Genomic DNA, 22,203 nt, shown 5'->3' on the forward strand with positions numbered 1-22,203 from the left:
GATTCAGGCACCGTCCTCGATCAGCTCGATGGCGTTGCCGTCGGGATCCCGTACGAATGCCGCGGGGCGGCCGGAGCGACTGCGTTCCACCGCAAACCCCGCGGCCTCCAGCCGCGCGGCGAAGGTCTCCAGCTCATCCACGCGCAGCGCCAGGTGGCGGTCCTGCCCACACCGTACCGCACGCTCGGTCGGGTCCGGGTTCGGCACCCGCAGCAGGTGCAGGGCCTGGCCGTTGCCGAGGTCGTACCACAGCCCCGGAAATCCGAGTTCGGGCCGCTCCAGCGGCGCCAGCCCAAGGTGGTGCCCGTAGAACTCGCGCGCGGCCTGAACGTCCGCAATGACCAGGCTGGCGTGATGCAGGCCGAGGACTCCCGCAGTTCCGCGCCCGGCCCCGGTCATACCCGCAGCATCCCCGAGGCCGGTTCCAGCAGCACGATTGCCTGCGCCGCCACGCCCTCCTTGCGCCCGGTGAACCCGAGATGTTCGGTCGTCGTGGCCTTCACGCTGACGGCCTCGGGCACCAGGCCGGTATCCGCGGCGATATGATCGCGCATGGCGGGGACGTGCGGCGCCAGCTTCGGCGCCTGCGCGATCACGGTGGAGTCGATGTTGACCGGGCGCCAGCCGGCCGCCGCGACGCGCTGGAGGACCTCCCGCAGCAGGGCGCGGCTGTCCGCGCCGCGGAACGCGGGATCGGTATCCGGAAAGTGCTGCCCGATATCGCCCAGCGCAGCGGCGCCGAGCAGGGCATCGCAGATCGCATGCAGCAGCACGTCGCCGTCCGAATGCGCGACGAAGCCACACTCGAACGGGATATGCACGCCGCCGAGGACCAAGTGATCCCCTTCGCCGAAGGCGTGCACGTCGAAGCCCTGGCCGATGCGCAACCCGCTCATGCGCTGAACCGTCCTTCCAGCCGGCCCTGCTGCATCAGGTAGAGACGGGCCAGCTCCAGGTCCTCCGCCCGGGTGATCTTGATATTCATCGCCGAACCCTCGATCAGCCGCGGGGCCTGCCCCAGAAACTCGATCGCGCTGGCCTCGTCAGTCACCGCATGACCCGCATCGCGTGCGCGCGCATTCGCTTCTCGCAGCATCCCCAGCCGGAACATCTGTGGGGTCAGGGCGCGCCAGACCCGCTCCCGGTCCAGCGTCCGCTCCACGCGGCCGCCGCCATCGCTCCACTTGATGGTGTCGGTACTGGGGCTGGCCAGCAACCCGCCCACCGCGTCATCCCGCAACTCACGCAGCAGGCGGTCCACATCCGCCTGCGGCAGACAGGGACGGGCCGCATCATGGACCAGCACCCAGTCGTCCTCGTGCGCCCGGTCGGCCAGGAAATCCAGGCCGTTCTGCACGGAATCCACCCGCTCCGCTCCGCCGGCGGCACGGAACAGCCGCCCGCCCGCCAGCGGCAGATCCAGGGCGTCGGGATCCACGTCGGGTCCCAGCACCAGCACCACGCCGCGAATGCGCGGATGCTCGAGGAAGATCGAGAGGGTATGCGACAGGATCGTCCGCGAACCCAGCGTCAGGTACTGCTTGGGACGGTCGGACCCCATGCGCCGGCCAATGCCGGCCGCCGGGATCAGTGCCCAGAAGGCCGGTTCGCGCGCCGCTGCGCCCCCGGTGTCAGCCATCAAAGGGATCCTCCGGTGGCAGGGTGTCGGTGGCCGGCTCGGCCTCCTCGGGCACCCGTGAGTCGGGACCGGGCTCGGTCTGCCCGGCCGATCCGGGGAGCGGCTCGATGTCCAGCGTGGCGGGTTCGTCCTCGCCCACCACGAAGAAGAAGACCTCGTCCTCGCGGATCATCCCCAGGTCGCGCCGGGCCCGTTCTTCCACCGCCTCGGTTCCGCCGCGCAGGTCCCGCACCTCCGCCTCCAGGGCCTGATTGCGCTGCTCGAGTTCGGCGTTCGAGGCCCGCTGGCGCTCGACCTGCTCGCGCAGGTCGCGCACGTCGCGCCAGCTCCCCTCGCCCAGCCACAGGGGCCATTGCAGTGCCAGCAGCACAAGCGCCAGCCCGATCAGCAGGCCGCGCATCACCCGCACTCCATCGACTTGAACCCAAAGAAAAGCCCTCGCCCGCGCACCGCGCCGAGCGCGGGTACAACGGAACGAGGGCTTTTACGAGTGGCCGGCATGCCCGGCATTCTACGAGGCCCGGACGCCCCGGGACAGGAACCGCGCCGCAGGCTGCGGACTGCATCCTCGACACGGCCGCCCCGCAACCGCCTCAGCGCCCGAAGGTGAACGCCGACATACCCGGGTAGCTGGCCCGGCTCCCCAGGTGTTCCTCGATCCGGATCAGCTGGTTGTACTTGGCCACCCGGTCGGAACGCGACAGCGAACCGGTCTTGATCTGGCCGGCTCGAGTGGCGACCGCCAGGTCCGCGATGGTGACGTCCTCGGTCTCGCCCGAGCGGTGCGAGATCACCGCTGTGTAGTTGGCCTTGCGCGCCAGTTCGATCGCTTCCAGCGTCTCGGTGACGGTGCCGATCTGGTTGAGCTTGATCAGGATGGAGTTCGCGATGTCCTTGTCGATGCCTTCCTGCAGGATGCGCGTATTGGTGACGAACAGGTCGTCGCCCACCAGCTGCACGCGCTTGCCCAGGCGCTCGGTCAGGGTCTTCCAGCCATCCCAGTCATCCTCGGCCATCCCGTCCTCGATGGTCAGGATCGGGTACTGGTCCACCCAGTGCGCGAGATAGTCGGAGAATTCGTCCGCCGAGAAGGCCTTGCCCTCGGAGTCCAGGTGGTAGCGGCCGTCGCGGTAGAACTCGGAGCTGGCGCAGTCGAGGCCGATCCAGATGTCCTCGCCCGCCTTGAAGCCGGCATTGTGGATGGCCTCCAGGATCACCTCGATCGCCGCGGAATTGGACGGCAGATCGGGGGCGAAGCCACCCTCGTCGCCCACCGCCGTGGCCAGGCCGCGCTTGGCCAGGACCTTCTTCAGCGCATGGAAGACCTCGGCGCCGTAGCGCACCGCCTCGCGCACCGAGTCCGCGCCCACCGGCAGGATCATGAACTCCTGCATATCCACGCTGTTGTCCGCGTGGGCCCCGCCATTGATGATGTTCATCATCGGCACCGGCAGCAGCGTGGCGTCTTCCCCGCCCAGCGTCTCGAACAGCGGCTGCTCGCGATCGGCCGCGAGGGCATGCGAGGTCGCCATGGAGACGGCCAGCAGGGCGTTCGCCCCCAGGCGCGACTTGTTCTCGGTGCCGTCCAGTTCCAGCATGCGGCGATCCACCGCGGTCTGGTCGAGCTCCATGCCGCGCAGCGCGTCGCGGATCTCGCCGTTCACGTGGCTCACCGCCTTCAGTACGCCCTTGCCCCCGTAGCGCTTCTCGTCATCGCGCAGCTCCAGGGCCTCGCGGGCCCCCGTGGAGGCACCGGACGGGACCGCCGCGCGCCCCATGGCGCCGGAATCCAGGACAACATCGGCCTCGACCGTCGGGTTGCCCCGGGAGTCGATGATCTCGCGGGCGTGAATCTCCGCAATCTGGGACATGCTCTCTCCTTGAAAAGTACCCGCCCGGACGGAGCCGCCCGGGACGCATTATCGAAAAATCGGGGGTCAGCCGAGGCCGTATTCCGCCTCCGCGAACGGCTGCGCCTTGGTCGCGGCGTCCAGCGCCTTCAGCGTCTGCAGCAGCTCGGCCATCTTTGGCAGCGGCCACGCATTGGGGCCATCCGACAGGGCCCTCTCGGGATCCGGGTGGGTCTCCATGAACAGCCCGGAGACCCCGGCCGCCACCGCGGAGCGCGCGAGCACCGGTACGAACTCGCGCTGGCCACCGGAGGACGCGCCCTGCCCACCCGGCTGCTGCACCGAATGGGTCGCGTCGAAGACTACCGGGCAGCCGGTCTGGCGCATCTGGGCCAGGCCGCGCATGTCGGAGATCAGGGTGTTGTAGCCGAACGAAACCCCGCGCTCGCAGACCATGATCTGGTCATTGCCCGCCTCGCGCGCCTTGTCGACGACATTGCCCATGTCCCAGGGTGCGAGGAACTGGCCCTTCTTGATATTCACCGGACGCCCCTGGCGCGCCACATTCTGGATGAAGTTGGTCTGACGGCAGAGGAACGCCGGCGTCTGCAATACATCCACTACGCTGGCGACCTCGTCCAGCGCCGTGTCCTCGTGCACGTCAGTCAGTACCGGCACGCCGATCTCCGATTTCACCTTGTCGAGGATGCGCAGACCCTCGGCCATGCCCAGGCCGCGGAAGCTCCGGGTGGACGACCGGTTGGCCTTGTCGAACGACGACTTGTAGATGAACGGGATGCCCAGGTCATCCGCCATCGCCTTCAGGGCCCCGGCCGTCTCCAGCGCCATGGCCTCGGACTCGATGACGCAGGGTCCGGCAATCAGAAAAAAGGGCCGGTCGAGGCCGACTTCAAAACCACAAAGCTGCATGTCCTGTCCTGTACGGCGGCCGCCACCCTCCGGGCGCGGCCGCGATAAATCGTGTGTCGGCGCCCTATTCCGTCAGCGCCGTGGTGGTTTCGGGTTCGCGCGCTTCCTGGTAGTCCCGGGCGGCACGCACAAAACCGGTGAACAGCGGGTGGCCATCGCGCGGCGTGGAGGTGAACTCCGGGTGGAACTGGCAGCCGACAAACCACGGATGCCCCGGGAGTTCCACGGCCTCCACCAGTTCGCCGGATTCCGACACGCCCGAGATGCGCAGCCCGGCCGCCTCCAGCCGTTCGCGGTAGGCGTTGTTGAACTCGAAGCGATGGCGGTGGCGTTCTTCCACCTTTTCGCGACCATAGGCCTCGGCAATGCGCGAACCACACGACAGCCGCGCACTCTGGGCCCCCAGGCGCATGGTGCCGCCCAGGTCGCTGTCGGCATCGCGCCGCTCGATACGGCCTTCCTGATCCTGCCACTCGGTAATGAGCGCGATCACCGGATGCGGGGTATCGGGCGCGAATTCGGTGCTGTGCGCGCCTTCCAGGCACGCGACATCGCGCGCGAACTCGATCACCGCGACCTGCATGCCGAGGCAGATCCCGAGATAGGGCACGTCGTGTTCGCGTGCGTAGCGCACCGCGGCGATCTTGCCCTCCACGCCGCGCTCGCCGAAGCCGCCCGGCACCAGGATGGCATCCAGGCCCTCGAGTTCCCGTGCGGCCTCGTTCTCGGCGCCTTCCAGTTTCTCCGAGTCGAGATAGCGGATCCGGACCCGAGTGCCGACCTGGACTCCGGCATGGGTCAAGGCCTCGTTGACGGACTTGTAGGATTCGGTCAGGTCCACGTACTTGCCGATCATGCCGACGGTGATCTCCGACTCCGGGAACTCCATGGCATTGACCACGTGTTTCCAGTCCGAGAGGTCCGCCTGCGGCGCCTCGATATGCAGCTTGCGCAGCACGATCTCGTCGAGCTTCTGCGAATGCAGCCAGAGCGGGATCTTGTAGATGTTGTCCACGTCCACCGCCGAGATGACCGCCTTCTCCTCGACGTTGGTGAACAGCGCGATCTTGCGCCGCTCGCCGTCCGGGATTGCCTGGGTCGAGCGGCACAGCAGGATATCCGGCTGGATCCCGATGGAACGCAGTTCCTTGACCGAGTGCTGGGTTGGCTTGGTCTTGATCTCGCCCGCGGCCTCGATATACGGGACCAGCGTCAGGTGCATGAACAGGGCATTCTCGTGGCCGAGTTCCACGCCCATCTGGCGGATCGCCTCGAGAAACGGCAGGGACTCGATGTCGCCCACGGTACCGCCGATCTCGATCAGCGCGATGTCGGCATCGCCCGCCCCTTCGTGGATGGAGCGCTTGATCTCGTCCGTGATATGCGGGATCACCTGCACGGTACCGCCGAGGTAGTCCCCGCGGCGTTCCTTGCGGATCACGTTCTCGTAGATCTGGCCGGTGGTGAAGTTGTTGCGCCGCGAGGTACGGATGCGCACGAAGCGCTCGTAATGCCCCAGGTCCAGGTCGGTCTCGGCGCCGTCGTCGGTGACGAAGACCTCGCCGTGCTGAAACGGGCTCATGGTGCCCGGATCGACGTTGATGTACGGATCCAGCTTGAGCAGGGTCACCTTGAGCCCGCGGGCCTCGAGGATCGCCCCCAGCGAGGCGGATGCAATACCTTTGCCCAGAGACGAGACCACGCCTCCGGTGATGAAAACAAAACGCGTCATGCGGGAAACCTGGCTGGGAGCTGACAAGCGCCCCGTCCCGGCGCGAACCTGGCACGCGGGGTGGGCGGAAAACGCCTGAAAGAGTACCAGAGCACCCGCCCCTGCTCAATCGGAAGGCGGGGGCAACACCTCGTTCCGGGAACCCCGTGCCAGCGGGCGGAAGGCCACCAGGGTCATGTCGTCGCGCCGGGGTTCTCCGTCGCGATAATCCTCCAGCACACGCACGACAGCGTCGATCTTGGCGGACAGATCGCGGCCACTCTTCTCGGCCAGGACCTGGCGCAGCCGACGGCGCCCGAACAAGCGTGGCGGCTCGCCCCCGACATGATCATGCGCACCGTCGGTGATCAGGAAGAATTCGGTTCCCGGCTCCACCGGCACCTCGTGGTCGACCGGCTGCGCGGGCTCCAGGCTGCGGTAGCCGAGCCCCCCGCGCACGCCGCGGATCTCCTCGATCTCGCCGCCGCGTTCGATCATCAGGGGCAGCCCGACCCCGGCGAAGGCCAGCATCCGGTCTTCCGGCCGATAGACGCATACCGCGGCCTCCAGCCCGTCATCCGAATCCGAATCCTGACCGTCCTGACGCAGCCGTGAACGCACCAGCCGGTCCATCTCGCGCAGGATCGCGGAGGGTTCCAGCAGACGGTGTTCGTGCAGGATCCGGTCCAGCGCCGACGCCACCACCAGCGTGATGAACGCCCCCGGGACGCCATGCCCGGTACAGTCCGCCACCACCAGGATGCTGTGGCCGTCGATGGCCTCGACCCAGAAATAGTCCCCGCCGACCAGGTGCAGCGGCTCCCAGTAGATCTGCACCTCGTCCAGATGTCCGTCCAGGGCGTGCTTGTCCGGCAGCATCGCGGTCTGGATGCGCCGGGCATAGCGAATGCTCTCCACCACCAGGCGGTTACTGCGTTCCAGTTCCCGGTTTGCCTCGTCCACCTGGGCCATCGCCCGTTCCGTCTCGGCCTTTTCGTCTTCCAGCTGCCGGGTGCGCTCCTCCACGCGGCGCTCCAGATCGGCGTTCAGCGCCTTCAGCTCTCCGCGGGCCCCGTCGCGCGCATCCAGCCCCTCCTGGAAGGCGCGCAGCAAGCGGTCCAGCGAGCGCCCCAGGGCCCCCAGCTCGTCATTCTCGTGATGTCCCAGGCGGGGCATGGGCCAATGGGCTGGCTGGTCCGGATCAGTATCCGCCACGGCGCGGGAGATCTTCAGCATCGGACGCAGCATGAGGAAGTAGAACAGCACCACGACGACCAGCGAGACGATCACGGCCTGGGTCACGCTGGTCACGACCCCGGTCTGCAGGCGCGCCACGAAGATCCGCCCCAGGACACCGGGGTCCAGCTCCATGCGCAGCTGCCCCACGCCCTGAACGTTGCCCCGGGTTCCCGGATGTGTTAGTTCAAGCTCGTGTGCCCGCAGGTCGCCAAAAAGCCACTGCGCCCAGTCCCCGGACGCGGCCTCCGCCGCCCGTTCGTCCTCGGCCAGGGTATTGCCAAAATCGTCGAGGATCTCCACCCGCCGGATCTCGTCGAAGACGAGCAGGCCCTGGACCAGCGAGTCGGCCTGATCGGCGCTCAACTGAAAGGCGGCCTCCGCCGCGGGCGGCTCGACCAGACGCTGCAGACGATCGACCTGGGCCTGGGTCTCGGCCCGGAAGGCATTCCAGTCGGAGGCAATGACGTAGGCGCTACTGAGGAGGCTGAGCGCAAGCGCAGCAAGCAGCGTGGCGACCGCCAGCTTGGCAACGAGGCTCCGGTTGCGGCGCCGGGTCTCCGGCATCATCCGTGGTCGCCGTGCGTCTGCACGATGACACGGTTGCGCCCCTCGTTCTTGGCGCGATACAGCAGGTCGTCGGCGAGCGCGACCAGTTCGCCGGCATCCGGCCAGGGGTTCGTGGTCACCACCAGCCCGATCGATACCGCCAGGGACAGCGGCTCGTCCTTCCAGTGCAGGCGGGCGTTCTCCACCGCCGAGCGGATCCGTTCCGCCAGGGCCAGGGCGGCCTCGACGTCCAGATCCGCGGCCACGACGAGGAATTCCTCCCCGCCCATGCGCCCCGCGTATTGTTCCGCCCCCAGTTCGCCGCGCAGGATCTCGGCGAAGCTTTCCAGCGCGAAGTCCCCGGCGGCATGGCCATGGGTATCGTTGAGGGTCTTGAAGTCGTCGAGATCCAGCATCATCACCGCGAGCGAGTGCGACGCGTCACCCACGCTGTCGGCCATGCCCTCGACACAGTCGATCACGCGGCGGCGCGAGAACAGGCCGGTCAGGGCGTCCTCCAGCGCCAGGCGCTCCAGCTCGGCCGTCAGGCGCTCGCGTTCGCGGACCTCGTCGGACAGGGCATTGTTGAGCTGGGCCAGGTGTTCGGCCTGTTCGCGCAGCTGCCGGTTGGCATCCTGGAGATCCGCCTGCATGCGATCGCTCATGCGCATCATGCGCCGCTGCGCGCGGTAGCTCTCGGAATAGGCCTTGGCGAGCACCTTCACCCCGTCGGCCACTGCGTCCAGCGCCTCCAGCATCTGCTCGGAACGCTGCATGATGGCCTTTTCCTGCTCGAACAGGGAAAAGTCGGCCAGGCCCTCGTCCATCTCCTGCCCGTCGCGGGGCCGGCTGGAGGCGTTCATGGAGTCGTCACGAGAGGGGGCAGTCATGTCAGCGGACACATGCGGTAGTCGGCGTGCTCGAAGTCCTCGGAGAAATCCTCGCCGAACTCCTCCATGGTTTCGTCATCCTCGTGATAGCACCAGTTGATACGGACCTTCAGCCCGGCCTCCGCCCCGTCTTCCAGGATCTGGAACATGTTCATCAGGGCCTTCGCGGTGGACGAATTGAAATAGATCATTTCCACCGTGAATTCCACCTCGTCGCTGGCGCGGTCCTCGATTGCCTGGCGCAGCCCCTGGGTCAGTGGGCCGTAGAAGTTCGCCGCATCTTCCGGATACGACTCCCCCGACAGTCGGTACTGCCCGGCCGCGAAATCGAACTGCACCGCGGGGGTCCGGTCGGTTGCCTCGTGTTCAATGGTCTCGACGACTGCCATCAGATGTAGGCCTTCAGGACAAAGTAGGATTGGGCATCGGAAATATGCTGAAAATCGAACTGGATCGGTTCGCTCGCCCGCCGTGCGATCTCGATCAGGCCGATACTGCCGCCCTTGCTGCCCTCGTCCGGCGGCTCGCGCAGTTTTTCCTTGTAGAAGCGACGCAGCTCGTCGCTGTCCATCGCGGCCAGTTCGCGCAGGCGCGCCGCCAGGGTGTCGGCGTCCTTGCGCCCGATGACATTGCCGCAGATGACGAAGAAGCGGCCGTTCTCCGAACCGACCGTGATCATCCCGGAACTCAGCTCGACGGGGGGCTCGTCATCGTGCTCGATGCGTTCGGCCGAATACCGGATGATGTTCTGCACCTGCTCGACAAAGACCGAAAAGACCCGGTTCACGGTCTTCGTGTCGGTGGATTCGAGCCGGATCTTCTGGCGCAGCGCATCGCCCAGGGCCTTCAGGATGCCCTCGGAGATGTAACCGGTGAACGAAAAGATGATGCCGCGCCGGGTCATGTTGCGCTGAAACCCCAGCACCTCTTCGGCAATCAGGGTCGATGACGCCGCCTGCGCCTCGGCTGCCTCACTCATCTCGCTCTCCATTGCTGTTCAGTACGGCCTCGACGATCGCCGCGTAGCGTCCGTCGGTGCGCATCGCATCCAGTTCTTCCTGCATGCGGTCCAGCGGTCCGCGCTCGGTCTCCGGGTGGCAGGCGAGCGACATCACCGTATCGTTGAACGCGAACAGGGATTCGAGTTCCCCGATCCCTTCCAGGCGCGCATACCAGGGCGCGAGGTGCTCACCGCTCACCCAGACATCGATCCGGTTGGCCGCCAGCTTGCGCGCGTTCAGCCGATCATTGGGGGCGGTATCCACCGGAATCCCCTGACGTTCGACATGTAGGGCCACGGCATCGTCGCGATAGCCGCCGACGCGGTAACGCTCCAGTTCTGCCAGGGACGAGGCATTTACGTCCGATCCCTCCAGCACGAATGCATGCCACTGGTTCTCGACCAGAGGCCCGACCCAGGTAAAAAGATCCTCGCGCTCCTGCGTGCGCGTCGTTGAAAAGACGCAGGTACCGGGGACCGACTGGGCCTCGGCATAGGCGCGGCTCCAGGGCAGCAGCCGGATCTCCGCGTCCACTCCCGCGGCCTCCAGGAGCTGATCCATCACGCGGATGGAGATCCCGTCCAGCTCCCCGGATTCGGTCTCGAAATTGAAGGGGGGGTAGCTCTCGGTGGTCAGCGTTAACGTATCCGCTGCCAGCGGCGCCGCCAGAAGCGCCGCGGCCGCCAGCAAGGCCGTGCCCGTACGTCGCCCGCACTGTGCCGCGAAACCTGTCACGTGCCGCTCACCCGAAACCCATGAAGACGGCCCAAGAATTGTCCGATTCGGCCGGCTCCGTCAACTCCGCGCGTTAGCTCGGTCCGGCCAGAGGACTGCGACAATTACGCCATCCGCCTGACGCAACAACGGAATCCGCTGACGCGCCCAGGGCGGGATCCCGCGCTCCTGCATCAGCTTCTTCAGCGGGCGGTGGCCGGCCGGCGTCGCGACCCGCTCGCCCCCACGGCGATAGCTAACGGTCAGGGGGGCATCGGGCGCGACGCCGAGCTCCCGCAGGCCCGAACGCGTCAGGCGCCGCCCGTCCGCGAGCCGCAGTTCCGGCTGGTCCGCGGGCCACTCCTGATCGGGCGGAGGCTTCTGCCCTTCGCGCCCCTCCTGCCGCGGCCCGGCCCATAGCTGATCGCGGTAGCGGCGCATCCAGCCGTCTTCCCATTCCACCCGCGGGCTGGCGTCGGGGTTGTCCGCCACCACCTGGCGCAGGAATTCCCCCAGGCGTGCGTGACCCGGCGGCCGCAGCCCCTGTGCCTGCAGCCAGTGCCGCACCAGCCCGCGGGCGGACCCGTTATCCAGCCTGCGCACGTGAGCAAGGTCCAGCCCACCGGACTCCGGGTCCCGTGCCGCCTCCATGTGATCGGCGAAATGCGTCCGCAGCTGACCGGCGACCTCCCGCTGCCAGCCGGCGGCCCGCGCCAGGCCGGTCACACTCCCGAAGCGTTCGCGCAACAGCGGCAGGACCGACTGGCGCAGGAAATTGCGATCAAAGCGCGCATCGCGATTGCTCGGATCGTCGTACCAGTCGAGACCCTCGCGCCGGGCATACTCGACCAGCGCCGCCCGGGGAAGGTCCAGCAGCGGCCGGCCCAGCCAGGTGGCCCCTTCCCGTCGCTGTGGGCGCATCCCCCGCAACCCGTCGGGTCCACTGCCGCGCAGGGCCGCCAACAGGAAGGTCTCGGCCTGATCGTCCGCGTGCTGCGCGGCGAGGAGGATATCCGTCTCCTCCAGCCCGTCGCGCAATGCTATGTAGCGCGCCTCGCGCGCGGCGGCCTCCAGCCCCGACGGGCGCGGATCAAGCGGTTCCAGCCTGCAGGTCCGGAACGGGCAGTTCAGCGCCCGGGCCACCGCACGGCAATGCTCGGCCTGGCGCCCGGAGTCGGCCCGCAGACCGTGGTCCACGTGCATGGCTTCGAGACCGGGAATGCCCAGACGCACCGCCGCGTGCAGCAGGACGGTGGAGTCCAGGCCGCCACTGAAGGCAATGCGCACCCGCCGGCGGGCAGGAGGGGGTTCGAGAAATGCCCGCAGCGCGGTGGCTACGGGATCGGGCGCCGGGGCGCCCCGCTCAGGAAGCGGCTTCCTGGAAGGCACCGTAGTCCATCAGGCGGCGATAGCGCCGCTCGAGACGCTTGCCCGGATCCAGTCCCTCGAGGCCGTCCAGGGTCTCCAGGAGCGCGGTACGCAGGCGCGTCGACATCGCCTCCGGGTCGCGATGGGCACCGCCCAGAGGTTCCGGCACGATCCGGTCCACCAGCCCCAGCTCCTTCAGGCGCTCGGAGGTGATTCCCAGCGCCTCGGCCGCTTCCGAGGCCTTCTCCGCGCTCTTCCAGAGGATGGAGGCACAGCCCTCGGGCGAGATGACCGAATACGTCGAATACTGCAGCATCAGCGTGGCGTCCCCGACGCCGATGGCCAGCGCCCCGCCGGATCCGCCCTCGCCGATCACCGTGGCGATGATGGGCGTATCCAGGCGCGCCATCACCCGCAGGTTGCGCGCGATGGCCTCGCTCTGCCCGCGCTCTTCCGCACCGACGCCCGGATAGGCGCCGGGGGTATCGATGAAGGTCAGCACCGGCATGCGGAAGCGCTCCGCCATCTCCATCAGACGCAGGGCCTTGCGATACCCCTCCGGCCGCGGCATGCCGAAGTTGCGGTACACCTTGTCCCGCGTCTGGCGCCCCTTCTGATGTCCGATGAGCATCACCGGGCGACCATCCAGACGCGCCACCCCGCCCACGATCGCCGGGTCGTCGCCAAACGCGCGGTCCCCGTGCAGCTCCTCGAACTCGTCGAACAGATCGGGGATGTAGTCCAGCGTGTAGGGACGCCGCGGATGCCGCGACATCTGCGCGACCTGCCACGGCGTGAGCTTGGCGAAGATGCTCTCGGTCAGCGACCGGCACTTGTCCTCCAGGCGCTGGATCTCTTCCTGGATGTTGACCTCGGCGTCGTCGCCGACATAGCGCAAATCGCCGATCTTCGCCTCCAGTTCGGCAATGGGCTGTTCGAAGTCGAGAAAGTCCGGATTCATGCAGAGTCCCGAAGGCTTGTTGGTGGAGGCCAGCGAAAGACGCGAATTGTAACCAATCGCGGCGCGCGCCGCTCCCGTGCCGATGCGCAGCGGTCTATCGACCGTACAGCACCTGCGCCTCGCAGTCCGGCCCCAGCGACTGCTGGATGCCGCGCAACAGGCGTTCGTCCGGCCGAATCGTCCAGCCCTCCGGCAGGCTGATATCGGCCTCCAGCCCATCCCGGCGGTAGCACATGTGCACACGGCAGGGCCCCTCGCGATGCGCCTCCATCAGCCCTCGCAGGTGGGCGACCTGTTCCGGCACCACGCCCTCCAGGCACAGGTGCAGCGCCCGCGCCCACTGCGCGCGCGCCTCGTCCAGGCTGTAGACGGCCCGCGCCCGCATGCGGGTACCCCCGGCATAGTCGTCCAGCGTGACGGTGCCTTCCGCGACCAGCAGCGCGTCCGGTTCCAGGCGGTCCTTGTACTGGGTGAAGTCGTCGTTGAACAGCACCACCTCGGCCCGCCCGCTGCGGTCATCCAGGGTAACGATCCCCATGCGCCCGCTCTGCGTGTTGCGCACGCGCACGCCGACAATCAGGCCCGCTATGCGCACGGTCTCCTGCTTGCCGCGCCATTTCTGGCCCTGCGTCTCGTCAGGGCGATCCTCCAGTTTGGCCTCCAGGGCCTGCAGGGTGGTCCCGGTCAGGCGCAGCAGCTCCGCCCGATAGCGCTCCACCGGGTGGCCGGTCAGATAGAGCCCCAGGGTGTCCTTCTCGCCCCGCAGGCGTTCGTCATCCTCCATCTCCTCGAGGGTCGCGCTCTCCGGGATGACGGCCGCGGCCGGGTCGCCGAACAGGTCGACTACCCCCAGGCTGGCGTTGCGCTCCGTTTGCTCCGCGGCCGCCACGGCCATGGGGATATCGTTCAGCAGCGTCGCGCGATTCGCGCCCAGACCGTCCATGGCCCCGGCACGCACCAGCGTCTCCAGCACGCGCTTGTTCAGCTTGCCCAGATCCACCCGCTGACACAGGTCCACCAGCCCGTGGAAGTCGCCGCCCTGCCCGCGCGCCTTCAGTAGCGTATCGATCGCGGACTCGCCCACACCCTTGATCGCCCCCAGGCCGTAGACGACGGTCTGCGCGTCGCGGCAGGTAAAGCGGTAATCGGACTGGTTCACGTCCGGCGGCAGGACTTCCAGCCCCATGTTGCGGCATTCCTCGATCAGCCCGACGACCTTGTCGGTGTTGTCCATGTCCGCGGACAGCACCGCCGCCATGAAGGGCGCCGGATAATGCGCCTTGAGCCACGCCGTCTGGTAGGCGACCAGGGCATACGCCGCCGAGTGCGACTTGTTGAAGCCGTAGCCCGCGAACTTCTCCATCAGATCGAAGATGTAGGTCGCGACCCCTTCGTCGACCCCGCGTCCGAGTGCGCCCTCGAGGAAGATCTCGCGCTGCTTGGCCATCTCCTCGGGCTTTTTCTTGCCCATCGCGCGCCGCAGCAGGTCCGCGCCGCCCAGGGTGTAGTTGCCCAGCACCTGGGCAATCTGCATCACCTGCTCCTGGTACAGGATGACGCCGTAGGTCGGCTTCAGGATCGGTTCCAGATCCGGATGCGGGTACTCGACCTGGGCACGACCGTGCTTGCGGTCGATGAAGTCGTCCACCATGCCCGACTGCAATGGCCCCGGCCGGTAGAGCGCCACCAGCGCGATGATCTCCTCGAAGCTGTCGGGCTGCAGACGCTTGATCAGATCCTTCATCCCGCCGGATTCCAGCTGGAACACCGCGGTGGTCTGGTAATCCTTCAACAGGCGGAAGGTGTCCGGATCATCCAGCGGGATCGCGTCCAGGTCGACCCGCTCCTCGGCATCCATCTTGCGGACGTTCTCGACCGCCCAGTCGATGATGGTGAGCGTGCGCAGGCCTAGGAAGTCGAACTTGACCAGGCCGACCGCCTCGACATCGTCCTTGTCGAAGTGGGTCACCAGCGATCCGCCATCGTCTTCGCAGTACAGCGGCGAGAAATCGGTGAGCGCGGAGGGTGCGATCACCACCCCGCCCGCATGCTTGCCGGCGTTGCGGGTCAGGCCCTCGAGCTTCTGCGCGAGGTCGATGATCGCGCGGACCTCCTCGTCCTCGTCGTACAGCGCCTTCAGGTCCTCGCTCTCGGTCAGGGCCTTTTGCAGGGTCATGCCCAGTTCGAACGGGATCAGCTTGGCGATCCGGTCGACGAAGCCATAGCCATGGCCCAGCACGCGCCCGACATCGCGCACCACGGCCTTCGCGGCCATGGTCCCGTGGGTGATGATCTGCGACACCTTGTCGCGACCGTAGCGTTCGGCGACGTAGTCGATCACGTCGTCGCGCTTCTCCATGCAGAAATCGACATCGAAGTCGGGCATGGAGACGCGTTCGGGATTCAGAAACCGCTCGAAGAGAAGCTCGTAACGCAATGGATCCAGGTCGGTAATACCCAGCGCATACGCCACCAGCGAGCCGGCGCCCGAGCCACGCCCCGGGCCCACGGGGATGCCGTTGTCCTTGGCCCACTGGATGAAATCCGCCACGATCAGGAAGTACCCGGGGAACCCCATCTGGCAGATCACGTCCAGTTCCCGCTGCAGCCGCGCCTCGTAGTCCTCCTGCGGCGCGAAGCAGAAGCGCTCCAGGCGGGCGGCCAGTCCCTTCGCCGAGGTCTCGCGCAGGTGATCCTCCACCGTGTACCCCTCGGGCACCGGGAAGTCCGGCAGCACCGATTCGCCCAGGGTCAGACTGACCGAACAGCGCCGCGCGATCGCGACGCTGTTGGCCAGGGCCTCGGGAATATCCGCGAACCGCTCCGCCATCTCCTCCGGCGAACGCAGGTACTGCGCCTCCGAATAGCGCCGCGGCCGCCGCGGATCATCGAGGGTCACGCCGTCGTGAATGCAGACCCGGGCCTCGTGGGCCTCGAAATCTTCCGGACGCAGGAAGCGGACATCGTTGGTCGCCACCACCGGCAGGTCGAAGGCCTCGGCCGCGGCCAGGGCCTGCTCGATCCAGGCCTCCTCGCCCGGCCGGTCCGAGCGCACCAGCTCGAAATAGAATCGCCCCGGGAAGCGCCGCATCCAGGGTTCCAGATCCTCGGCCAGCAGGGCGCGGGCGGTCCCTGAACCGTTCACGAACAACCCGTCGATGCCCCCCGACAGCGCGATCAGGCCCTCGGCCGCCGCGTCCAGCCAGGCACAGTCCACCCGCGGGATCCCCTTCTCCTGGCCTTCCTGCCAGGCCCGCGAGATCAGCCGCGTCAGGTTGCGGTAGCCGGGATCGTTCTGCGCCAGCAGCGTCATCCGTGCCAGGCTGCCGTCGGCGCGCGCATCGCGTACCAGCACGTCCGCCCCGATAATCGGCTGCACGCCCTGTGCGATCGCGGCGCGGTAGAACTTCACCAGCCCGAACAGGTTGCAATGATCGGTGACCGCGACGGCCGGCATGCCGCCATCGACGACGGCCTTCACCAGCGGCTTCAGCCGCACCAGGCCGTCGACCAGAGAGTACTCCGAATGCACCCGCAGGTGCACGAAGCCGGGATGGGCTTCGCTCATGCCCCGGCCTCCTGCTCCCGCGCGGCGATGGCACGCGCTACGGGCCCGAAGCTGCGCCGGTGCTGGGGACACGGACCCAGGCGCTCCAGGGCCTCGCGATGGGCCACCGTCGGATAGCCCGAGTGCCGGTCAAAGCCGTACTCGGGGTAGTCGCCGTGGAGTTCACGCAACCAGCCGTCGCGGGCCACCTTCGCGATGATCGAGGCTGCACTGATGGCCGCCACCGAACCGTCCCCGCCGACGATGGCCTCGGCCGTCCAGGGCCCCTCGGGGGTAAAGCGCCCGTCGACCAGCAGGTGCGCGGGTGCCAGGGCCAGACCGGCCACGGCTCGCTGCATCGCCAGCAGAGTGGCGCGGTGGATATTCAGTGTGTCGATCTCCGCGGCCTCGGCCCGCCCCAGCGACCACGCCAGCGCGTCCGCGCGGATCTGTACGTCCAGCGCCTCCCGGCGCCGGGCACTCAGCTTTTTGGAGTCGGTCAGGCCGGGACAGGCGTAGTCCTGCGGCAGAATCACGGCCGCCGCGACCACCGGCCCGGCCAGCGGCCCGCGCCCGACCTCGTCCACGCCGGCGACGTGGCGCTGCGCTGCCTCTGTCATGGAGTCTCCACCACGGTGAACTGCGGGCAATCATCCGAACACGACCATGCGCCGCGCCGGGGATCCGTTACAATAGCGCCGAAAATCCTAGCACACCCCCTCCGGATCCGAGCCTACCCATGTCCCAATCCCCGTTACGCTGCGCCGCCATCGGCGTGGGCCACCTCGGCAGATGGCATGCCGCCAAGTACGCTGCGCTGCCGGATACCGAGCTGGTGGCCGTGGTCGACGCCGACCCCGAAACCGCCCAACGCGTGGCGGCCGACAACGACTGCCGCGCGGAGACCGATCATCGCGCCCTGATCGGGCAGGTCGATGCGGTCTCCATCGCCGCCCCCACCACCCTTCACTACGACATCGCCCGCGATTTCCTCGAGGCCGGCTGCCACGTGCTCGTGGAGAAGCCCATCACCGCGACCCTGGAGCAGGCCGAGGCCCTGAACCGGATCGCCGAGAAGCAGGGCGTGGTACTCCAGGTCGGGCATCTGGAACGCTTCAATGCCGCCCTGCGCCGACTGACCGAGAGCCCGCTGCATCCCCGATTCATCGAGTCCCACCGCCTGGCGCCCTACAAGCCGCGCGCCACCGATGTCTCGGTCGTCCTGGACCTGATGATCCACGACATCGACATCATCCTGTCGCTGGTGGACGCGCCGCTGACCGAGATCCGCGCCTCCGGTGCCCGGGTGCTGACCGGCGACATCGACATCGCCAACGCCCGCCTGGAGTTCGCGAACGGCTGCGTCGCCAATGTCACCTCCAGCCGCATCAGCACCAAGTCCGAGCGCCGCATGCGCATCTTCCAGTCGCATGCCTACGCATCCGTCGACTTCCAGAATCGCATCCTGTCGCTGAACCATATCGGTGACCCCGATCCGGAGACCGGCGCCCCGGCCATCCATCGCGAGGAGAGCGTGTTCGACGAGGCCGATGCCCTGCTCGCCGAGATCCAGGCTTTCGTGGCCGCGGTCCGCGGCCAGGGTCCGGTCGTCGTCAGCGGCCGCGACGGCCAGCGCGCTCTGGAGACGGCCAGCCGCATCACCGACCTGGTCTATGAAAACCTGAACATCATGAGCCGGGCCGACGGCCCGCACAGCCACCTCGATGCGAACCCCACAGGAGTCAAGCCGTGATCCCGATGGTCGACCTGCAGCGCCAGTACCAGAGCCTGCGCCCCGAAATCGATGCCGCCCTTCAGGACGTGCTGGCCGGCGCCCGTTTCATCCTGGGCCCCAATGTGCAGACCCTGGAACAGGAACTGGCCGACTACCTCGGCGTCGAGCACGCGATCACCTGCGCGTCGGGCACCGATGCCCTGCATCTGGCCCTGGCCGCGGCCGGGATCGGCCCGGGTGACGAGGTCATCACCACCCCGTTCACCTTCATCGCCACGGCCGAGGCCATCCGCTACGTCGGGGCCGACCCGATCTTTGTGGACATCGACCCGCGCACCTTCAACATCGATCCGGATCAGGTAGAGGCTGCGATCACCGAACGCACCCGGGCGATCCTGCCGGTGCACCTGTTCGGCCAGCCAGCCGACATGCCACGCCTGCAGGCCATCGCCGAGAAGCACAAGGTGATGATCGTGGAGGACTGTGCGCAGTCCTTTGGCGCGACGGTCGACGGCGTGCAGACCGGTGCGGGCAATGCCTTCGGCTGCTTCTCGTTCTTCCCCAGCAAGAACCTCGGGGCCTTCGGCGACGGCGGCCTGGTCACCACCAGCTGCCCGTCGTCCGCCGAGGCCCTGCGCCGTCTGCGCAATCACGGTTCCAGCGAGCGCTACTACCACGACGAGATCGGCTACAACAGCCGGCTGGACGAGATGCAGGCCGCGATCCTTCGGGTGAAGCTGCCGCACATCGATACCTACAACGCGGAGCGCCGCCGGGTCGCCGCGCGCTACCGCGACGGCCTGGCCGGCCTGCCCGTGGAGGTGCCCTTCGAGGACGGTATCGGGACCCACGTCTACCATCAGTACACGCTGCTGACCGATCACCGCGATACCATCATGGAGGCCCTCAAGGCCGCCGAGGTCGCCTGCGCGATCTACTACCCAGTGCCCCTGCACCAGCAGAAGGCCTTCGCCGACCTGAAGAATCGCCCGGAATCGCTGCCCGTCACCGAAGACATCGCCGCGCGCTGCCTGTCGCTGCCCGTGTTCCCGGAACTCGAGGACGCGACCATCGACATGATCTGCGGGAAGATCCGCGAAGCCCTCGCATGACGCCACCCCGCCCCGCGCCGACTGGAGCCCCGCTCCGGCAATGACGCAGCATGTGGTGATCTGCGCCGGCGAAAGCTCGGGAGACGCCCTCGGGGCGGGGCTGGTCCACGAGCTCTCCGCGCTCGAGCCCGGACTGCGCTACTCGGGCATGGGCGGGACACAGATGCGGGCCGCCGGCGTCGACACGCTGATCGACGTCTCCGAGCTCGCGGTGGTCGGCCTGGTCGATGTGCTGGTGAACTACCCGCGCCTGCGCCGGCTGTTCCGGCGCATGAGCCGCCATCTCGAAACCGAGCGTCCGGACCTGCTGGTCCTGGTCGACTACGTGGAGTTCAACCTGCGCCTGGCGGCACATGCCCGCCGCCTCGGGATTCGCGTGCTGTTCTACGTCAGCCCGCAGCTTTGGGCCTGGCGCTCCGGGCGCATCAAGCGCATTCGCAGCTGCGTCGACGCCATGGCGGTCCTGTTCCCGTTCGAGACCGAGGTCTACGAGAACGCCGGCGTACCGGTGCGCTATGTCGGCAACCCGTTGGTGGACCGGGTGCAACCGCCGCAAACACCGATTCGGGAAACGCTGGACCTGCTGCCCGAGACGCGACTGGTCGGCCTGTTGCCCGGCAGCCGGAGCGGCGAACTGAAGCGCCACTGGCCCATGCTCGTAGACACGGTCCGGCGCATCCATGCCGCGCATCCGGATGTACGGTTCGTGGTTTCGATGGCACCCGGGGTAACGACCGATCGCTTGACCGAGCTCGCGGCCTGGGACGACCTGCCCCTGCAGTTCGTGGGAGGTGATGCGCAGACCCATTCCCTGATGGCCGGGGCGGATCTCCTGCTGATTGCCTCCGGCACAGCCACGCTCGAGGCCGGACTGCTCCAGGCCCCGATGCTGGTCTTCTACCGGATGGGGGCCGTGAGCCATGCTGTGTTCTCGCGCCTCGTTCGCCTCGAGAACATCGCCCTGGTCAATATCGTCGGGGGCGAGCGCCTGGTACCCGAGTACCTGCAAGAAGATGCCAGCCCCGAGCGCCTCGCGCGGGATGCCATGAGCCTGCTCACACACCCCGAGGAACGGTTGGCCATGCGTGAACGGCTGGCCCGCGTGCGAGAACGCCTGGGGGATGGTGGGGCCGACCGCCGCGTCGCCGAAATGGCGCAGGAACTCCTCCAGCACGGCCATCTGTTGACTAGGGAGACGCTGATTTAATCACAGAGGACACGGAGTGCACGGAGAAGGGAAAGGTCAAAGGCGGTATACAGGAAGCTGGGAAGGCAGGAAGGGGTTACAGGGGTGAGGCGCCGGTGGGCTCGGGGGCATCTGGGAGCTCCTGAGGGAGCGTGGCTGCGAACGTAGCGCGACTATGTTCCGTGAGACGGGGCGCCCTCGCCGTTCGCCACGTCGCTTTGTGACCCAAAATGACGAATGGGTCGCCCCCGGATCACATACCGGTGATGGCCCATTCACTTTGCGGTTACAGCAACGGCCCGCCAGAAAGGCCCGTTTACTGAAACCATCTGAATCGGAATTTCTTCGCCCCTTCCGACCTTCCTGTGAATCGCCTTTGCCCTTCTCCGTGCACTCCGTGTCCACTGTGGTTCCATGACCGAGGGAGTTGGAGCGCAAAGGTCAGTGGGGGCGGCCGCCGCGCAGGATGCCGCGCCGGCTGCCACGGACGAACCCGATCAGGTTGCGCACCTCGGGGACATCGGTCTCCTCGAACATCGTGTCGAGGTGGCTCTCGCGGCCGGCCCGGCCGCGCATGCCCTGAATGAATACCCGATGGAGCGCCTGGATGGCCTCGTTGGAAAAGCCATTGCGCTTGAGCCCCACCTTGTTGATCCCGATCAGACGCGCGTAGTTTCCGCTCGCCAGGCAGTACGGCGGCAGGTCACGGTTGAGGGCCGCCCCCATGCTGGTAAAGGCATAGGTCCCCACCCGGCAGAACTGATGCACCAGGGTGAACCCCCCCAGTGTTGCGTGATCCTGGATCTCCACATGCCCGGCCAGCGAAGTGGCGTTGGAGAAGATGATGCTGTTGCCAATGGTGCAGTCGTGGGCGATGTGCACGTACGCCATGATCAGGTTGTCGTGCCCGATCACCGTTTCGCCCAGCCCCTTCTCGGTGCCCCGGTGCAGCGTCACCGATTCGCGGATCACGTTGCGGTCACCGATCACCAGCCGGGTCGGCTCGCCGCGATAGCTGGTGTCCTGCGGCTCCTCCCCGAGCGAGGAGAACTGGAAGATCCGGTTGTCGCGCCCGATCTCCGTGGGCCCGTTAATCACCACGTGCGGCCCGACCCGGGTCCCGGCGCCGATCTTCACGTTGGCACCGATCACCGAGAACGGTCCGATCTCCACCGAGGAGTCGATCTCGGCACTGGGGTGGACGTCGGCCCGCGGATCAATCACGCCGGAATTTCCTGGCCGGAACACATCAGTTGTGCGGTGGCGCAGACATCCTCGCCGACCTTCGCTACCGCATCGAAGCGCCAGATCCCGCGCACCGTCCGCTTGAGTTCGACCCGCAGGTGAAGCTGATCGCCGGGCACCACCTGACGCCGAAAACGTGCCTCGTCGATGCCGACGAACAGGTAGAGCTGCTGCTTGTCCTGATTCTCGTTGCGCGCCTCTTCCGTCTTGAATGCCAGGAGCCCGGTCGCCTGGGCCAGGGCCTCGAGGATCAGGACCCCCGGCATCACCGGCTTGATCGGGAAATGGCCCTGAAAATACGGCTCGTTGATGCTGACATTCTTGATCCCCGTGAGATAGCTGCCCGCCTCCCACTCCAGCACCCGATCCACCATGAGGAACGGGTAGCGATGCGGCAGGTAGCGCATGATCTCCTGGACGTTAAAGTCATCCACGCCGGTGTCCTTTTTCTGATTCTTGAGATGCCGCATACGGACCGCTGCGCGGACGTGCAATACGACGTTCGATCGGTTCTCCGCCCGTACATGGG

General features: G+C 67.3%; 21 protein-coding genes. 3 read left to right on the plus strand and 18 right to left on the minus strand.

Going from position 1 to position 22,203, the window contains the following annotated elements; genetic code table 11:
- Positions 1–3: 3 nt before the first annotated feature.
- The 16 genes from D106_RS0112255 to rnhB form a co-directional block, all read right to left on the minus strand.
- Positions 4–399 (minus strand): VOC family protein, encoded by a 396-nt coding sequence (locus tag D106_RS0112255; protein ID WP_018875543.1) that lies wholly within the window; start codon positions 397–399, stop codon positions 4–6.
- Entirely contained in the window at positions 396–896 is a 501-nt protein-coding gene (gene ispF, locus D106_RS0112260) for a 2-C-methyl-D-erythritol 2,4-cyclodiphosphate synthase (RefSeq protein WP_018880211.1), read from the minus strand. The genes D106_RS0112255 and ispF overlap by 4 nt, the downstream gene beginning before the upstream one ends.
- Positions 893–1,639 (minus strand): 2-C-methyl-D-erythritol 4-phosphate cytidylyltransferase, encoded by a 747-nt coding sequence (ispD, locus tag D106_RS0112265; protein WP_018866967.1) that lies wholly within the window; start codon positions 1,637–1,639, stop codon positions 893–895. Before ispD ends, ispF begins: the two co-directional genes overlap by 4 nt.
- Positions 1,632–2,039 carry a cell division protein FtsB gene (ftsB, locus tag D106_RS0112270; RefSeq protein ID WP_018866968.1) on the minus strand — a complete coding sequence of 136 codons (408 nt, stop codon included), beginning with the start codon at positions 2,037–2,039 and terminating at the stop codon, positions 1,632–1,634. Before ftsB ends, ispD begins: the two co-directional genes overlap by 8 nt.
- 193 nt (positions 2,040–2,232) lie before the next feature.
- Positions 2,233–3,510: a phosphopyruvate hydratase gene (eno, locus tag D106_RS0112275; protein WP_018866969.1), complete on the minus strand. Its 1,278-nt coding sequence runs from the start codon at positions 3,508–3,510 to the stop codon at positions 2,233–2,235.
- Positions 3,511–3,576: 66 nt separating this feature from the next.
- A complete protein-coding gene (gene kdsA, locus D106_RS0112280; RefSeq protein ID WP_018875546.1) occupies positions 3,577–4,419 on the minus strand; it encodes a 3-deoxy-8-phosphooctulonate synthase in 843 nt (280 codons plus the stop codon).
- 64 nt (positions 4,420–4,483) lie between these two features.
- On the minus strand, positions 4,484–6,151 hold the full coding sequence (locus D106_RS0112285) for a CTP synthase (RefSeq protein WP_018880212.1): 1,668 nt from the start codon (positions 6,149–6,151) through the stop codon (positions 4,484–4,486).
- Between the two features lie 105 nt (positions 6,152–6,256).
- A complete protein-coding gene (locus D106_RS0112290) occupies positions 6,257–7,933 on the minus strand; it encodes a SpoIIE family protein phosphatase (protein WP_018877455.1) in 1,677 nt (558 codons plus the stop codon).
- Positions 7,933–8,742: a GGDEF domain-containing protein gene (locus tag D106_RS0112295; RefSeq protein WP_026280664.1), complete on the minus strand. Its 810-nt coding sequence runs from the start codon at positions 8,740–8,742 to the stop codon at positions 7,933–7,935. Before D106_RS0112295 ends, D106_RS0112290 begins: the two co-directional genes overlap by 1 nt.
- A gap of 59 nt (positions 8,743–8,801) precedes the next feature.
- A complete protein-coding gene (locus tag D106_RS0112300; protein WP_018875550.1) occupies positions 8,802–9,194 on the minus strand; it encodes a DUF1987 domain-containing protein in 393 nt (130 codons plus the stop codon).
- Complete coding sequence (locus D106_RS0112305; RefSeq protein ID WP_019583900.1) at positions 9,194–9,784, minus strand: SiaB family protein kinase; 591 nt, start codon at positions 9,782–9,784, stop codon at positions 9,194–9,196. The genes D106_RS0112300 and D106_RS0112305 overlap by 1 nt, the downstream gene beginning before the upstream one ends.
- A complete protein-coding gene (locus tag D106_RS0112310; RefSeq protein ID WP_018880215.1) occupies positions 9,777–10,496 on the minus strand; it encodes an ABC transporter substrate-binding protein in 720 nt (239 codons plus the stop codon). The genes D106_RS0112305 and D106_RS0112310 overlap by 8 nt, the downstream gene beginning before the upstream one ends.
- 105 nt (positions 10,497–10,601) lie before the next feature.
- Positions 10,602–11,807, minus strand: coding sequence for a tRNA lysidine(34) synthetase TilS (gene tilS, locus D106_RS0112315; RefSeq protein WP_018880216.1), 1,206 nt, complete (start codon positions 11,805–11,807; stop codon positions 10,602–10,604).
- A 76-nt stretch (positions 11,808–11,883) separates the two neighbouring features.
- Positions 11,884–12,849 carry an acetyl-CoA carboxylase carboxyltransferase subunit alpha gene (locus tag D106_RS0112320; RefSeq protein WP_018866978.1) on the minus strand — a complete coding sequence of 322 codons (966 nt, stop codon included), beginning with the start codon at positions 12,847–12,849 and terminating at the stop codon, positions 11,884–11,886.
- 94 nt (positions 12,850–12,943) lie between these two features.
- Positions 12,944–16,417: a DNA polymerase III subunit alpha gene (gene dnaE / locus D106_RS0112325; protein WP_018880217.1), complete on the minus strand. Its 3,474-nt coding sequence runs from the start codon at positions 16,415–16,417 to the stop codon at positions 12,944–12,946.
- Positions 16,414–17,016, minus strand: coding sequence for a ribonuclease HII (rnhB, locus tag D106_RS0112330; RefSeq protein ID WP_018866980.1), 603 nt, complete (start codon positions 17,014–17,016; stop codon positions 16,414–16,416). Before rnhB ends, dnaE begins: the two co-directional genes overlap by 4 nt.
- 119 nt (positions 17,017–17,135) lie before the next feature.
- Between rnhB and D106_RS0112335 the strand changes: the two genes are divergently transcribed.
- From D106_RS0112335 to lpxB, 3 genes are read left to right on the plus strand one after another with little or no spacing between them, the layout of a single operon-like run.
- Positions 17,136–18,149, plus strand: a complete 1,014-nt coding sequence (locus D106_RS0112335) for a Gfo/Idh/MocA family protein (RefSeq protein ID WP_018866981.1) — start codon at positions 17,136–17,138, stop codon at positions 18,147–18,149.
- Positions 18,146–19,243: a DegT/DnrJ/EryC1/StrS aminotransferase family protein gene (locus D106_RS0112340; RefSeq protein WP_018866982.1), complete on the plus strand. Its 1,098-nt coding sequence runs from the start codon at positions 18,146–18,148 to the stop codon at positions 19,241–19,243. Before D106_RS0112335 ends, D106_RS0112340 begins: the two co-directional genes overlap by 4 nt.
- A 40-nt stretch (positions 19,244–19,283) precedes the next feature.
- Positions 19,284–20,450: a lipid-A-disaccharide synthase gene (gene lpxB, locus D106_RS0112345; protein ID WP_018880218.1), complete on the plus strand. Its 1,167-nt coding sequence runs from the start codon at positions 19,284–19,286 to the stop codon at positions 20,448–20,450.
- A 420-nt stretch (positions 20,451–20,870) separates the two neighbouring features.
- Here the strand turns inward: lpxB and lpxA are convergent, their stop codons facing one another.
- Positions 20,871–21,653: an acyl-ACP--UDP-N-acetylglucosamine O-acyltransferase gene (gene lpxA, locus D106_RS0112350; RefSeq protein ID WP_018866984.1), complete on the minus strand. Its 783-nt coding sequence runs from the start codon at positions 21,651–21,653 to the stop codon at positions 20,871–20,873.
- Positions 21,650–22,144 carry a 3-hydroxyacyl-ACP dehydratase FabZ gene (gene fabZ, locus D106_RS0112355; protein ID WP_018880219.1) on the minus strand — a complete coding sequence of 165 codons (495 nt, stop codon included), beginning with the start codon at positions 22,142–22,144 and terminating at the stop codon, positions 21,650–21,652. The genes lpxA and fabZ overlap by 4 nt, the downstream gene beginning before the upstream one ends.
- Between the last annotated feature and the right edge of the window lie 59 nt (positions 22,145–22,203).

Source organism: Thioalkalivibrio sp. ALE9 (genome assembly GCF_000377445.1).
Lineage (GTDB): Bacteria > Pseudomonadota > Gammaproteobacteria > Ectothiorhodospirales > Ectothiorhodospiraceae > Thioalkalivibrio.